The organism is Treponema saccharophilum DSM 2985 (genome assembly GCF_000255555.1).
GTDB classification, from domain to species: domain Bacteria; phylum Spirochaetota; class Spirochaetia; order Treponematales; family Treponemataceae; genus Treponema_D; species Treponema_D saccharophilum.
This window is the reverse complement of record NZ_AGRW01000039.1, coordinates 37,257-52,147: the sequence shown is the minus strand read 5'-3', so window position 1 is coordinate 52,147 and position 14,891 is coordinate 37,257. Positions and strand designations below refer to the sequence as shown.

The window sequence follows — 14,891 nt, the reverse complement described above, 5'->3', positions numbered from 1 at the left end:
TGATTTGTTCATTTCGGCTCCGCTCAATGAACGGCATTCCAGTTCTAATGGGAGCGTCGTTCCTGCTCTAATGGGAGCGTCGTTCCCGCTCTAATGGAAGTGGCGTTCCTGCTCTAATGGAAACGGCATTCCCGCTCTAATGGGAGCGTCGTTCCCGCTCTAATTGGAGCGTCGTTCCTGCTCTAATGGGAGCGTCGTTCCTGCTCTAATGGGAACGGCATTCCCGCTCTAATGGGAACGGCATTCCTGCTTAATGAACGGCGTTCCCGCATAAAAAGGGATGCTGTTAGTGCATTAAACGGGACACTCTTAATGCATTAAGAGGGGCTGCGTGTTAGAATATGGCGGATTTTGTATTGGCTTCCATAAAAAACGGAGAATCGATTATGAAAACGTTCCGGAAATTTTTCGGCATTTTGGCTGCCGTCCTTTCATTTTTTGCGGTGTCGTGCTCGCTTTTTGGGGATGAGGAACCTTCTGAGGAGAGAAACTTCGTCGAGCCGGCGCTGACGGCATCCGTTCGGGGGAGCGTGGCGGTTTCGGGTGCGGCGCCGGGCGTTTTCCGGAAAAGCAGCGCGCGGACGGCGCTTCCATCTCTGAACGGCGTCTCGTATTCCGTGGAGGCCTCGGACGGCGGGAGGACGTACGTTGCGGAAGTCGATGCGGAAAATCTCTCGTTCTCGTTCGGAGAGCTTGCGGTTGTTGAGGGCGGGACTGAGTACACGATTAAGGCGACGGGGACGGTGTCTGGAATCGAGGTCGTTTCCGGGAGCTGTACCGTAACGCTTCGTCCGGGCGACGCGTTTTTCTGCGAGGTTCCCGTAAAGCCCGATATGAAAAGCGGGACGGGGAGCGTCAGCCTCGAAATAGACGTCGGCGGGACTGAAATAAAGTCGTGCGCGATAGAACTTGACGGCGGCTCCGTTTCATCTTGCCCCGTAGATTCCGGCGGGAAAATTCTTTTTGAGAAGACGCTTGATTCGGGATGCTACGATGCGGTTTTCAGCTTCTACAGCACGGCGGATTCATCATCCGCGGATGGTGTTCTCCTCTACGAATTCCGCGAGTCCGTCCACGTCTGCAAATCGCTTGTGACGGATTCGTGGTTCGGCTCTTCGGCGTACATTGCGGACGGAAAATGCGAGATAACAAAAGCTCTCGTCGATAAGTTCGCGCTTTCGAGGATTTACGTGTCGTCGAGGAAAGAGGACAGCAAGGAGACGGGGACGCGCGCGGAGCCGTACAAATCGGTTGCCCGTGCGATGAATGCGCTCCTGGATAAAGATACCGACTACACGATACTCGTTGACGGGGAGCTTGCTGGCGCGCAGGAAATCCCCTCGGCCATCACCACGGCAAAAGCGCGCTCGATTACGATTCAGGGCGCGAACGGGCTCGACGCGGGCGGAATGCCGAAGGACAGTTTGAACGGAAAAAATGAAGGAACAACCCTCAAAATTTCCTCGAGCGTTCCCGTGACAATCAAGAACCTCAAAATCACCGGCGGAAAAAACGCAAGCGGAACCGGCGGCGGAATCTACAATAACGGAACTTTAATTCTCAAAGGCAAGAACATCATTTACGATAATAAAGATTCAAATGGTAAGCAGAGCAATGTTTACCTTCCTTACGGAAAGAAAATTAAGATTGACGGTGATATTTCAGGAAGCAAGATTTGCGTTTCAATGGCATTTACAGATACAAATAAACCTACGGTAGCCGCTCCTGCCACATTCACAGAAGATTACGGATACGGCACGACGAATGCAAGCAGGCCAGGAGCTGTATTTATTTCTGATAATGAGTATGCAATAGGAACGACAGATTCCAATGAAGCGGCATTTATGATTTCGGGTGGTTCATTCTATACTCCGCGAGATTATGATTTCACGCTTTCCTGCACAGATTCGCTTGGAAACTCTGCGGCATGCTTATATACCGGCGTGGCAGCTACATTCACCGTTACGCCGACTGTCACAAGAAAGGAAACAAGCGGTACCCCGACGCCACTTTACTATAATCATGCAGATAAAAAGCTTTATACAAATACAGGTCTTACGCTTACGGATTGTGATGAGACCGTTTCTTGGGCTGCTTCTCTTTACTGTGCCGGAACAAAAGTTACGGACATTACGCCTTCAGATGTTACGGGCGGAATCGGCATAACAATTCCTGCCATAGCTTATGAGTACACATACACGCTTAAAGTAAATGCAAGCTATCTTGGAGAAACTTACGATGCGGAATGGGATTTGGTTTGTGCTAATATTATAGGAACTAAGCCAAAACCTACTGCAGTTGGTGATATTGTATTTACCGATGGCTCAGCAATGGCATATAGCGAAATTTCAACGATAACAAACGACCAGAAAGCTGCCGCAATTGCAGTTATTTTCTATGTGGGAACAGATTGCTCAAATGACGGTAGCAGCCAAACGCTTGGCGTAGGTCTTGTTCACAACAAAAGCGGACTTGCATGGTGTACAAGCAGTGCAAATGCACATTCCAAGGATATCACAACAATTCAGTGCACTCCAAGCGGTAGCACAGGACCATACACTTTTACCGGAGACAAAAACGGTAGCGACAATTTTGAGCAACTTGCAGCCTTTAGCGGAGTGAGCGACACCGCAACTGAATCAAAATATCCTGCCTTTTATTTTACAAAGAACTACAAAGACCAGACAGGCAGCAATGTAAGTGGAACAGATTATGAAAGCGACTGGTACCTTCCTACGATTTGTGAGCTTTTCTACATTTGGAAAAACAAATCTACTGTAGACGCAGTTAGCGAATTGTGCGGAGGCTCCAAATTTGGTAACAGCGGCTGGTACTGGTCATCGTCTCAGTTGGTATCCACTGCTAGTCACGCCTACTTATTCAATCTCTCTGGTTTCTGGCAATACGGTGACAAGACAACCACTAGTAACGCCCAAGGTATTATCAGTTCTGTTTGTGCAATTCGGGCTTTCGATTAGTCTGGAGCGCGACTTCAACAATTTGTAATAACGGAGGATAATTTATGAAAAAACTGAACTTTATTTTTTTGATTTCTGGATTTTTATTCTTTTCTTGTACAAATTTTTTGAGCGAAAACAGCGATTCTTCGGAAAGTTCGAATAATCTTTCTTCGTCAACCGTGGCTTTTAATGGAACGGTTTATTATAGCGGGGCTTTTCCTTATGAGCTTTTAGAAATCAATGATTCAGAATCTGCTTACCGCTCGGCTTCCTATAAGATTGACTCTGACTGGACATATTTTGCAACTGCCACATCTGGAAGCGACACTGTTTCAGGCACATTCGGAAGCGGAACGGAGGCAAGAACTTTTGAGATTCCTCTTGCAACAGGAAAAACATGGACAATTACCTGCGGAATAAAAGATGAAGAGTCTACCCTCCTTTCTGACACTTTTTCTGTTACAACCTCTGTTGATGAGCCTGCCATATCCCATACTTTTTTTGTAAAACCAGGAACGAGCGGAATCGGTGTAATTAGTCTTGCTATGAAAGTTCCTTCGACATTTAAGAGCATAAAAGCTAAATGTTCTGATTCTGCCTGGCCGTCCACGCTTGCTTCGGCTACACCTTCCGGAACAAGTGCAACATTTTCAGCCTCGAATGTAAAAAGCGGTACTTACGAAGTCACATTCAATTTTTATGATTCAAGCAATATCCTTCAGTACACAACAACACAATCAATAAATGTTTTTGACAATCTTACGACAAACAGATGGTATTCTACATCATCTGAAAATTCTCCAATAAAAAGCGACGGCACATTTGAAGTCACCACGGCTTTGATTAACGCGCAAAAAAGAACAGTTTTTTATGTCGGCAATATTACTGAAGGAACGGCAAGTGACACGACCGGAACGGGAAGCCCTTACGCACCGTTTGCAACGCTTGCAAAAGCCTGTTCCTTTATGACGGATTCAAGCACAAATTACAAAATCTTTATCTCTGGAACAATAACAGGAATACAAAATATTCCTGCAACGCTTAACGGCAAGGCTGCTTCTCTTACAATTCAGGGCTGCAAGGGGCTGGATGAAAACGGACTGCCCCAGGATGTCCTTGACGGAAACAATGCGGGAAGCGTGCTTACGATTGCTACAGCCGTGCCGGTTACGATTAAGAATCTGAAGATTACCAGGGGGAGCTCGACTAGCAGCGGTGGCGGCATCAAAATGGAAAACGGAAGCTCAGTAACGCTTGAAAGCGGGGCTCTGATTGGGGATGAAACACAGAGCCTTGCAACTTCTAGCAGCTACGGCAATAAAGCGAGAAGTGGCGGTGGCGGAATTTATAATGAGGGCGGTTCACTTGTATTAAAGGCTGGTTCCAAAATTTGTCATAATCATGAAGGCTCCAGCGATTATAATGGTGGACAAGGCGGCGGCGGAATAAAATGCTCCGGCGGAACTGTCATAATTTACGACGGTGCTGTTATTTCCTATAACAAAAGCAGAACGCGCGGAGGCGGAATCAATATTGCAAAAGGTTCATCTTCCGCTAGTCTTATTATGAACGGCGGCGAAATAAGTCATAACGACGCAACCGGTTGGGGTGGCGCTGTTATGCAGGCTTCGGACAATACCAGCTTTGAAATGAAAGGCGGAAAACTTAGTTATAACATTTGCTCAGGCACAGCGACTAACTGGGCGCCAAACGGCGGAGCGCTCTTTATGGATGGCGGAACCTTTACTATGAGTGGCAACGCCGAGATTTCTTATAATACAGCTAACCTTTATAATGGCGGTATAAAGTTTGTCGGTTCAACTTGCGAAGTACATTTGAATGGTGGCGTAATAAAAAATAATAAAGCCTTAGGAGGCGGCTCGGGGGCTGTCAGTATGGACGGGAATCCTACTGTATTTACAATGAGTGGTTCAATTTCAATTCCTTATGGTGTAGAAACCGATTCTGGCATAGAAAAAGGCAAAGGAAAAAATGATATTGAACTTCCAAGCGGAAAAGTTATCACCATAACAGGTTCTCTTACCGGCACTGTCCCCGTCGCGACGATAACGCCAAAAAGCTACGAAGTCGGAACTACCGTGCTTGCGGCTGAAACTGGGGTTACTCTTGCAGATGAAGTTGGAAAATTCACGCTGTCTAGTGCACAATGGGGCATAAATTCCAGCGGCTCTTTGTTTCAGTATGTGACCGCGGCAAATGTTGCGGCTTCTCTTGCAAGCCTTTCCGCTAATACGGTTGATACTCCGCATGAAATTGCGGTTTATGCATCTTCTGACGAGGACATAGCCACAATTAAAGCTGCTTTACAATCTAACAGCAGCAAGTATGTAAAAATTACGCTAAGCTGTTCGGGAATTACGACACTGCCTGAAAGTGCCTTCAGTGCTTGTACATCTATAGTCGGAATTACATTGCCCTATGGAATAACAGGGTATGGGGATTACGCCTTTGGAGGTTGTTCTAATCTTTCTGAATTGATATTTCCAGAAAGTCTTACATCTACTTCTTATAGGGCGTTAAATGGTTGTACTTCTTTAAAAAGCATTACATTGCCAGAATCTTTGGAAACGATTGGCCTCCAGTCCTTTTCTGAAACTGGACTTACCAGCATAACAATACCGAAAAATGTAAAGTCAATTCCAAATGACCCATTTACCGGTTCAACTTCTCTTGAAAGGGTAACTGTTGATCCTGACAATCAAAATTATAAAGACATTGACGGAGTCCTCTACAACAAGAGTGGAAGTCAACTTGTATATTATCCTGCCGTCAGAACAGGAAGTTATGATATTCCAAGTTCAGTTACTCAGATAGGCGGCTATGCCTTCTATAAATCAAAAATCAGCGGCGTGACAATTCCCAATACCGTAACAAGCATTGGACGCAGAGCCTTCGAGAACTGTGATGAACTTAGTGCTATTGACCTTCCAAGCAACTTGAGAACCATAGAAGATGAAGCATTTGCCCTCTGTGACAATCTCACTTCTGTTACTATACCAAAAAGCGTGACAAGCATAGGTAACAATCCGTTCTCTGGCTGTAGCAAAGTAACAGAAATAATAGTGGAGGATGGAAGTTCAAATTTTGTAGCTGTTGGTGGGGTTTTGTTTAATAAAGATAAAACCCTGTTAAAATGCTACCCGGCAGGTAAAAATGGAGCATCATATAGCATACCAGATACCGTTACAACCATAGGATCTTGGGTGTTCAGAGGGTGCAGTCTTACATCTATTACGATTCCGGATTCCGTTGATTTTATATACGACTATGCCTTCTATGATTGCAGTTCTCTTACTTCTCTTGTATTCACCGATACAAGTACTTGGTATCAAACGAGAAGTACTTCAAGAATAGGTGGTACAGAATTTGATGTTACAAACACTGTGACAAATGCCTCAAATTTTAAAAGCGGCGATAATTCTTATAAGTACTACTACAAGGAGTAAGAGAAATGTAGTAGATTTATAAGGCGGTGTAAATAGAAGGAGAGGAAGAAAAAGCCCGACCTGCCGCAAGGCAGGTCAAATGTATTTTTACTTCTGTCACCCCTCAATGGCGCGTTTTTATTGCGGGCGGTTTCCCGTGCGCTGCTCCCACTCGACTTCGACCTTGCGGTTCTCGATGTTCGGGATGCGGAGGAACGTCAGGCAGTCGGCGCGGTGAATCATGATTCCCTTGTTCTTGCTCGAATACCCGACAATCGCGTCGCCGACTTTCGGGCAGCAGCATCCGGCGAGCGTGTAGAGGACGTTTTTCGTGTTGTCGATTTTCACGTTTCCGGTGTACGCTTCGAGGAGCGCCTTTGACGCGTCCATTCCCGCGCCTTTCCGGTGCGAGCGCTTCTCCTCCTGGATTCTCCGCGACTTCCCGTTGTTCGCCGCAATCGCGGCTTCTCTCTGCGCCTCCGCCGCCTTGTCCACGAACGTCGGGTCGTTCGCCACGAGCCACGAATGGATTTTCTGCCGCGCCTTTCCGGTCTTCACGCTCTTGAGCTGGTTTTCCGTCGGGTGCGCCTGCGGGTTCGTGAGAATTTCGATTATCTGCGTGTTCTTGAGAGGCGTGTTTATCGGAATTATCTTTCCGTCCGCCTTCGCCCCCACGATTTTCTCGCCGACCGCGGAATGGACGTGGTACGCGAAGTCGATGGCGCAGCTTCCGGCGGGCAGCTGCACTACGTCGCCCTGCGGTGTGAAGACGAAAATCTCGTCGCCCAGAAGCTCTCCCTTGAGCCGCGTGAAGAACGACTCGTCCGTGAGGTTTTCCTCCTTGAGGTTCTGGAGCTGGTTGAAGATTCCGAGCGAATTCACGTCAACCTTGTCGTGGTTCATTCCCTTCTTGTAGAGCCAGTGCGAGGCGATTCCGTGCTCCGCCATGTTGTGCATGTCGGCGGTGCGGATTTGGATTTCGAGCGGCTTTCCCTCGCAGACTACGGTCGTGTGGAGCGACTGGTAGCCGTTCGATTTCGGCATCGCGATGTAATCCTTGAAGCGCCCGTCCATCGGTTTCCAAAGCCCGTGCACGATTCCGATGAGCGTGTAGCATTCCGTCGTCGTCGTGCAGATGATGCGGAGCGCGAGGAGGTCGTAAAGCTCGTCCGCGCCCTTGTTGCGCTTGCGCATTTTCTGGTAAATCGAATAGAAATGCTTTGCGCGGCTCGTAATCTGCACTTTTATGCCGATTTTCTCCGCCCGTTTGTAGATTTCGTTCACGGCCTTCTCCAGGTACGCGGCGCGCTCGTCCTTTTTCTGCGCGACAATCCGCTTTATCTGCTGGAAGACGTCCGGGTTCGCGTATTTGAGCGAAAGGTCCTCCATCTCGCTCTTCACGTTCTGCATTCCGAGCCTGTCGGCGAGCGGCGCCCAGATGTCGAGTACCTCCGCCGCGACGAGCCGCTGCTTTTTCGGCGCGATTGCCTTGAGGTTCCGCATCCTGTCGAGCCTGTCGGCGAGCTTGACGAGTATGACGCGCACGTCGTCAATCATCGCGAACAGCATTTTCCTGATTGAGTCCGCCTGCTGTATCGTCTTCGAATTTATTTTGAGCGATGTGATTTTTGACGTGTCGCGCACAATCGACGCGATTGTCTTGCCGAAACGCGACTCGACTTCATCGGTCGTTATCCCGTCAATCTCGAAAATCGAGTGGAGGAAGCCGCACGCGATGCACTGCGCGTCCATTCCCTTCTCCGCGAGCAGCGCGCCGACGCGCATCGGGTGGAGGATGTAGGGTTTGCCGCAGCTGCGCATGATGTTCCCCGTTTTCTCAACGAGGAATTTCCACGCGTCTGAAAGAAGCGTCTTTTCGTCCCCGCTGAAATTTCCGAACGTCCGGAAAAAAGCCTCCTCAAGTACGTCCGGGTCGAATTCCGTATTGTTTGTCCTGATATCGAAAGCCGTCGATTCCATTCAATCATCCCTCCGTGGGAAAAAACAAGAAAGAATCCCGTCTGCCCGGGCACTGCTGGGGAATTTCCCATTCTCAGGCAGAGCCGTTTTTCGGGATTCAAAACAAAAAACCGTCGTTGGCTGAAAGCTGCCGTTCTTCGGCGTATCATAGCAGAAAACTCGGGAATGTTCGCCCCAAATTCCGAAAATACGCGGCAGAAAAAAATGCCGCCCGCAAGAGCGGACGGCATTGCGCTCGGTGCGACGGCGCAACGCTAGACTTTGAATTTGTTGACTTCCTTCCCGAGGTCGTCGATTGATGCGGCATTTTGGTGCGTCAAATCGTTGCACGAATTCATCGACTCGTTGATGCTTTCGATTCCGAGCGCCATTTCCTGCATCGATGAGGTAATCTCGTCGGTCAGCCGGTTGAGGTTCGACATCTTCTCGTTCACGATGTCTGTCGCGCGCCTCATGCCGTCGCCGCCGCTCCTGACGTTCTCCGTTATCTCGTTAATCTGCTTCATCGCCTCAAGGACCTGCCCGCCGCCCTCGCTCTGCTCCTCCATCGCGCTCTTTATCGTAAGCTCCTGCCGCGAGACGTCCTGCGTGAGCGTGTAAATCTCGTTGAACTTGCTCTGAACCTGCGACGTTTCCTCCGCGACTGTCTTTATCGAATTCATGACGAGCTTGAGGTTGCTCGTTATCGCCTTGCCCTGCTTGTTCGAGTCCTCCGCGAGTTTCCTGATTTCGTCGGAGACGACGCTGAATCCCTTGCCGGCTTCTCCCGCGTGCGCCGCCTCGATTGCCGCGTTCATCGCAAGGAGGTTCGTCTGGCTCGCGATGTTCTGTATGACCTTGCTTGCCTCAAGGAGCGTCTTCGACTGCTCGAGTACGCCGTTCGTCGCCTCGACCGATTTCACGATTACTCTGTTTCCCTCGTCGGCGGCTTTTCCGAGGCGCTCAATCGACTCGTTGTTTTTCAGGAGGATGTTCGTCACGGAGCGGATGTTCGCGACCATCTCCTCGATTGCCGACGACGATTCGATGACGCTCGACGACTGCAGGTGGATGTCCTCGATGAGCGCGTCGACGGTCTTGTTAATTTCTTCGACCGATGACGACGACTCGCGCACGTTCTCCCCCTGCTGCTGGACCTGCCTGTTCACGGAGTCGATGTTCGCCGTAATCTCGTTCGCCGCCGCCGCCGTGTCGTTCATGTTGTTGGCGAGCGTCTCCCCGATTTGCGTCATCGTCTCGGAGCTTGATTTGACGTGCGAGATTGATGTCTGGATTTTTTCCATCGTCTTGTTGAAATAGTTGAACATCTGCCCGATTTCGTTCCCGCTTTTCGCCTCAAGGCGCACGGTCAAGTCCCCGTCGCCCTGCGCAATGTTCCTCATCGCCTCGACGCCCTTGTTGAGCTGCTTCGTTATCGACTTGACGACGACGATGATGAATCCGACGACGACTGCCGCGAGAATCGAGAAGATAATCGCAATCGCGTTCGTCAGGAATCTCTGGTCAGCCTGGATTTCCTTTATCGGAGCGTTTACGCCGAGGAACCAAATCTCGTCCGCGCCCTCGACTTTCAGCGGGACGTAATACGTCATCATCATCGCGCCGCCCTTCTTTTCCGTGACGGAGAACGGCTTCATGCTCGCGCGCGATGTCTTGAACAGTTCCGATTTTTTCGCGTCCTTGAAATCGTCGCTGATTTTTCCCGTCGCCGATTCGTCCTTGTCGCTCGCAATCGTTCCGTTCGCCGAAATGAGCGTCAGGTAGCCCGTTTCGTATACCTTTGCCCCGCTCAGTATGTCCATGATTTTCTGGAGCGACATGTCGATTCCGACCGTGCCGACGGCATCTCCCCGCTTGTCGTGTATGGGGAATGCGACGCCGCAGACGTAAATCATCTTGCCGCCGACTTCGTACGGGTTGGGGTCGATGAGGATTCCCTTGAGGCTTTTCTTCGGGTTCTCGTACCAGAACGAGCCGTCGTAGTCGGTAAGCTCCGTCACGCTGATGTTTCCGTTGTCGTTCGTCCAGTACGGGATGAAACGCCCGCTCGCGTCGTGGTGCGGTGCGTTCGCGTACTGCCGGTCAAGCCCGTCTAACGCGTCTGGCTCCCAGCACGTGTACGCGTCGACGAGGTTCGGGTTCGCTATGAGCGTTTTTTTCAGGAGGTCGTCGTAATACGCGCGCCTGTCTTCGTGCGGAAGCTCGTCGAAAAGCTCGAACGAGACTTTGAGCGACGTGCATGTCGCGAATTCGCTCGCGAGGATTTTTTCGGTGCTCGCCGCGTACTGCATCGCCACGGAGTGTATGTAGTTTTCGTTTACTTTCTGGAAGCCCTTGTCCAATTCTTTGTGCACGAAGAATTGCGCGGCTCCAAGCAGAATTACCGAAATAAGTCCGATGTTCCACGAAAGCTGCCTTGTCACCGTTCCGCGCAGAATATGCCTGATTTTCAGGCTCGTTTTGCTGCCCATTTTTATTGCTCCTGTTTTTGAAATATCCGGCACGGCGGAAAACTGCATCAACGAGACTACGCGGTCCCGTTTTTTCCGAAAAATGCCGATTCTGATAATTTCAATTTTAAGAGCGTAATCATTGAAAATCAAACTGAACGTAAAGAATTTTTTCGTTCAGCCTGATTTTAGTGGTGTATGCGAAAAGGACCTCGCCTGCGCGCCGCCGCTTTGTGGGCATACGTTTCGTTGCGTTGTGGAGGAATGTCAGCCCCGCGCGAATCGCTCGACTTCGGCGAGGGTGGGGAGCGCCGGTATCGCGCCGCGTTTTGTGACGCACAGTCCCGCGACCGTGTTCGCGAAGGCGAGGTCGGACTCGATTCCTTCTTTTGTGAGGAGGAGCGGCTCGGCCACGCGTGAAAGGCGGTACAAAAGCCCCCCGTTGAAGCTGTCTCCCGCGCCTGTGGTGTCAACGACGGACACTTTTTTTGCCGCGACTATTCCGCTGATGCGTTCCCCGTTTTTTGTTTTTCCGGCATAGAAAACGCCTTTCGAGCCGAGCGTCACGAGAACGAGGGTGCATCCCGACGAAAGAATGTGCGCCGCGCCGTCCTCATATGCCGTGTTCTTTCCATATAACAGGGCGAGTTCATCCTCCGAGACTTTGACGATGTCGGCTTTCGGAATCATGCTTTTTATCGTCTCGACGGCATCTGTTCTTTTTCCCCACAGCGTTTCCCTGTAGTTCGGGTCGTAGGAAATGAGTCCGCCCGCTTTTTTCACGATGGTGACCGCTTCTTCCGTTGCGGATTTTGCCGGTTCGTCCGTGAGCGAAAGCGAGCCGATGTGGAGGAATTTCGTGCTTTCAAGAATTTCCCTGTTCAAATCGGAGACGGAAAGCTGCGTGTCTGCGCCCGGATTCCTGCAGAATGAGAAATGCCGCTCTCCGCTCTCGTCGAGTGTGACGAACGCGAGCGTCGTGTGCTGTTTTTCAGTCGTGCACATTCCCTGCGTGCTGACGCCGAGCTCCTCAAGTACGTTCTTCAGGTCTTTCCCGAACGAGTCCTCGCCCGTCATCCCGATGAATGCCGATTTTCCGCCGAGCTTTGAGACGGCGCACGCGCAGTTTGCCGGCGCTCCGCCCGGATTTTCCTCAAAAATGTTTTTTCCTGCCTCGGATTTTCCTGCGAAGGTGAAATCAATCAGAATCTCGCCCAGCGCCACAACGTCGAATTTCTTTTCCATATTTTTCTTGTCCTGTCAGTTTTCTGTCGATTCGCGGTAAACGATGTTGCTTTCGATATAGATAGTGCGGAATGGCGCGGACGGATTTTTTATCCGTGAGAAAAGAAGGTCAATCGCCGCCCGCCCCATCGACTTTCCGTTGATGTGGATTGTCGTGAGGTTCGGGGTGATTATCCTCGATTCCGGCGAGTCGTCGAACCCGCATAGATAAATTCCGTTCGGAACGGAAATCCCCATTTTCTTGAGGACCTGAATCACATCCATCGCGACGAAATCATTCGCGCAGAGAATGACGGAGGGAAGGGTCTTGCAGCTGGTCATGTTCTCCTCCAGATAATTGAGGTAACTGTCATGCGGAGGATAATCAAGCCCGCGCGATGAGCCGGTGAGGCACCATTCCGGATTGAATTCCAGATTGAAGAGCCTGAGCGCGCCCATGTACGCTTCGTACCGCTCGTAGAATGACATGCAGTGCAGTTTCTCTCCGATGAAGCCGATTTCCGTTTTTCCGCGCGCGACCATTTCCTTTACGAGCGCGTATATCCCGCTTCTGTTTTCCATCAGAAGTACGTCTGCGGCGAGCGGTTTTTCCTCGAACATGACCGCCGTGTCGATGAAGACAATCGGAAGCCCCAGCGAGCAGAGCATGTGGCTGTATGCGGTGTCGAACATCTCCACGCAGAAAATTCCCGCCACTCGCTTCGTGTCGAAATTCGCGGGAAGCTTCAGCTCCTCCCTTTCTTTCGTCATGACGCGGTACATCGTAAAACCGTAGCCGAGGTGCGAGGCTTCGCCCTGCATCTCGTCGAGCATGCTTGCGGAAAAATGCGAGCCGCCCAAAGCAGAGCCGGTGATGATGACAAGCTCCTTTTTCTCCGGGTCGGAGTTTTCCGTTTCCGCCGCCTGCTGAATCGCAAAGAGCTTGTAGCCCATTTCCGCGGCTTTTTTGAGTATCGCGCTCCTCGTCGACTCGGCAATTATGCCCGTGCTGTTGATGGCTTTTGATACCGTGTTGCGCGAAAGCCCCATTTCATCTGCTATATCTTGAATCGTTACTCGTCTTGGCATATTGTCAAATGTAACATACATCAAAAAATGCGTCAAATGCACAATTTTTTGATGCACACAGGATTGCCCTCGGCGGGCAGTCCTGCGCTTTCTCTTTTTTTTTAGCGGGTTGTTTTTATGCTGATGTTCTCAAATGTCGCGTCTGCCTCCGTTGTGTACAGCGCCATGTGCGCTCCGTTCACAGAATTGTAGATTCTGCTGCTCAGAACTTTCGCGTCGTCGATGTACACGATGAAAATTTCGTTTTCCGCCACGACTGTGACGTGGTGCTTTTCGCCCGGTTTGAAGCTGAAGCGTGTCTGCGCGAGCGGATCGGACGAGACGATGCTCTCGAATCCTCCGATTTTGTAGCCCTCGTAGTGGATGCAGTTCCTCTTCGCGTCAAGCGCGAGCGCGTACCAGTTCTTGAAATTCTTCTGCGGGTTTCCGAACGCGAATCCGGCGATTCCGTCCTTTCCGATTGTCACGTCGCATTCAAGGAGCATTGTTGCCGCTCTCTCTCCCAAATCGACTGCTGTTTTTTCGCCTTTCTTCGCGCGAAGCGTGAACGATGCGCCGTTCTTTTCCACCGTTCCGTCGCTCGCGCCGGCGGAAATCTCCTTGTTCTCCGGGAAATGCTCCGCGATTGTCTCGGGCATTTTGACTCCGAGCGAGCCGTCCTCGTGCTGCACGAGCTGATGGATGAGCATGTTTCCTGCCCAGCGGTATTTTCCCGTGTCGTATCCTTTGTCCTCGGAGCGTCCGAGCCATCCGCACAGGTATCTCTTTCCTTTCAGCTCTGCCGTCTTTGCCGCGTAGAAGATGAAATTCGTTCCGTCAAGAACGTTGTCTTTGGGAGCGGTGAACGGTCCGTTCATCGTTTTTCCGACGGCATAGTATGTCACGCAGTCCCAGCTGAAGAAGAGATAGTATTTGTCGCCCATCTTGAACAAATCCGGGCATTCGAGCATGTACTGCTTGTGCGGCGCATAAAGCGGCCCCTTGAACGTCCAGTTCGTGAGGTCCGTCGAGGTGAATTTCGCGACGATTCCTCCGTTCGCCTCTTCCCGTGTCGCGACAAGCATCCAGTAGCATTTGTCGTCTTCGTTCCAGAATACCTGCGGGTCGCGGAAGTCGCTGTTCGAGTATCCCTCGGGAGCGTAAAGCACCTCGCCGAATTTTTTCTCCCAGCTGATTCCGTCTTTGCTCACCGCGTGAAGGACGCATTCCTTCGGTTTCCCCTGCGCGGCGAAGCTGTCGTTGTGCCCCGTGTAGAAGCAGTGGAAAAGTCCGTCCTGCGCCTTGAACACGCTTCCCGTCCCGATTGCGACGTCTGGCTCTTTTGCGGTTCCGCACGGCACTGCGAGCCCTAAATCCTCGTATTGATAGAAATCCTCCGTGGAGAATTTGTGAATAGGGTGGTACGCCTGTATGTTGTGGTCTGTTTCGTAAAGGTAGTAGAGTTCCAGCTTCCCCTCGTTCTCGATCGGCATCACGTCGGCGACGAACGCGTCGTCGGGCGTTGGGTAGAGCGCGTAGTCCACGGCGGTGTAAGACGAAGCGTCTCCGCTTCCTTCTGTCGTGGCGCAGGCGGAGAGGAGCGCGAGCGCGCAGGCGCATCCAATCCCTGAAAGATTCCTTTTCATAATTCCCCCTTTTTTGGTTCTTTTTTGATTTGTTGTTGCATGACTTTTTTATGCAATTGTCACATGATTTTTGTTATAAATGCGACAACGTAATTTGTCAACAAAAAAGATATTTTT

7 protein-coding genes are annotated in these 14,891 nt (G+C 50.6%); 2 read left to right on the top strand and 5 right to left on the bottom strand.

Annotated elements, in window-relative coordinates; all coding sequences use genetic code 11:
• The first annotated feature begins 386 nt into the window (after positions 1 to 386).
• A complete protein-coding gene (locus tag TRESADRAFT_RS14945) occupies positions 387 to 2,978 on the top strand; it encodes an Lcl C-terminal domain-containing protein (RefSeq protein ID WP_002703135.1) in 2,592 nt (863 codons plus the stop codon).
• A 44-nt stretch (positions 2,979 to 3,022) separates the two neighbouring features.
• Positions 3,023 to 6,427, top strand: a complete 3,405-nt coding sequence (locus tag TRESADRAFT_RS14940) for a leucine-rich repeat domain-containing protein (protein ID WP_002703133.1) — start codon at positions 3,023 to 3,025, stop codon at positions 6,425 to 6,427.
• Between the two features lie 117 nt (positions 6,428 to 6,544).
• On the opposite strand, the gene TRESADRAFT_RS03975 is transcribed toward TRESADRAFT_RS14940, so the two are convergent.
• The 5 genes from TRESADRAFT_RS03975 to TRESADRAFT_RS14935 all read right to left on the bottom strand — a co-directional run bounded on the left by TRESADRAFT_RS03975 (position 6,545) and on the right by TRESADRAFT_RS14935 (position 14,774).
• On the bottom strand, positions 6,545 to 8,386 hold the full coding sequence (locus TRESADRAFT_RS03975) for a RelA/SpoT family protein (RefSeq protein WP_002703131.1): 1,842 nt from the start codon (positions 8,384 to 8,386) through the stop codon (positions 6,545 to 6,547).
• A 254-nt stretch (positions 8,387 to 8,640) separates the two neighbouring features.
• Positions 8,641 to 10,857 carry a methyl-accepting chemotaxis protein gene (locus TRESADRAFT_RS03970; RefSeq protein WP_002703129.1) on the bottom strand — a complete coding sequence of 739 codons (2,217 nt, stop codon included), beginning with the start codon at positions 10,855 to 10,857 and terminating at the stop codon, positions 8,641 to 8,643.
• 246 nt (positions 10,858 to 11,103) lie between these two features.
• A complete protein-coding gene (locus tag TRESADRAFT_RS03965; RefSeq protein ID WP_002703127.1) occupies positions 11,104 to 12,081 on the bottom strand; it encodes a PfkB family carbohydrate kinase in 978 nt (325 codons plus the stop codon).
• A gap of 15 nt (positions 12,082 to 12,096) precedes the next feature.
• The gene (locus tag TRESADRAFT_RS03960) at positions 12,097 to 13,149 is read right to left on the bottom strand and encodes a LacI family DNA-binding transcriptional regulator (protein WP_040842255.1); all 1,053 of its coding nucleotides are present in this window, start codon (positions 13,147 to 13,149) and stop codon (positions 12,097 to 12,099) included.
• Positions 13,150 to 13,250: 101 nt separating this feature from the next.
• Positions 13,251 to 14,774 carry a family 43 glycosylhydrolase gene (locus TRESADRAFT_RS14935; RefSeq protein ID WP_002703123.1) on the bottom strand — a complete coding sequence of 508 codons (1,524 nt, stop codon included), beginning with the start codon at positions 14,772 to 14,774 and terminating at the stop codon, positions 13,251 to 13,253.
• Positions 14,775 to 14,891: the final 117 nt, after the last annotated feature.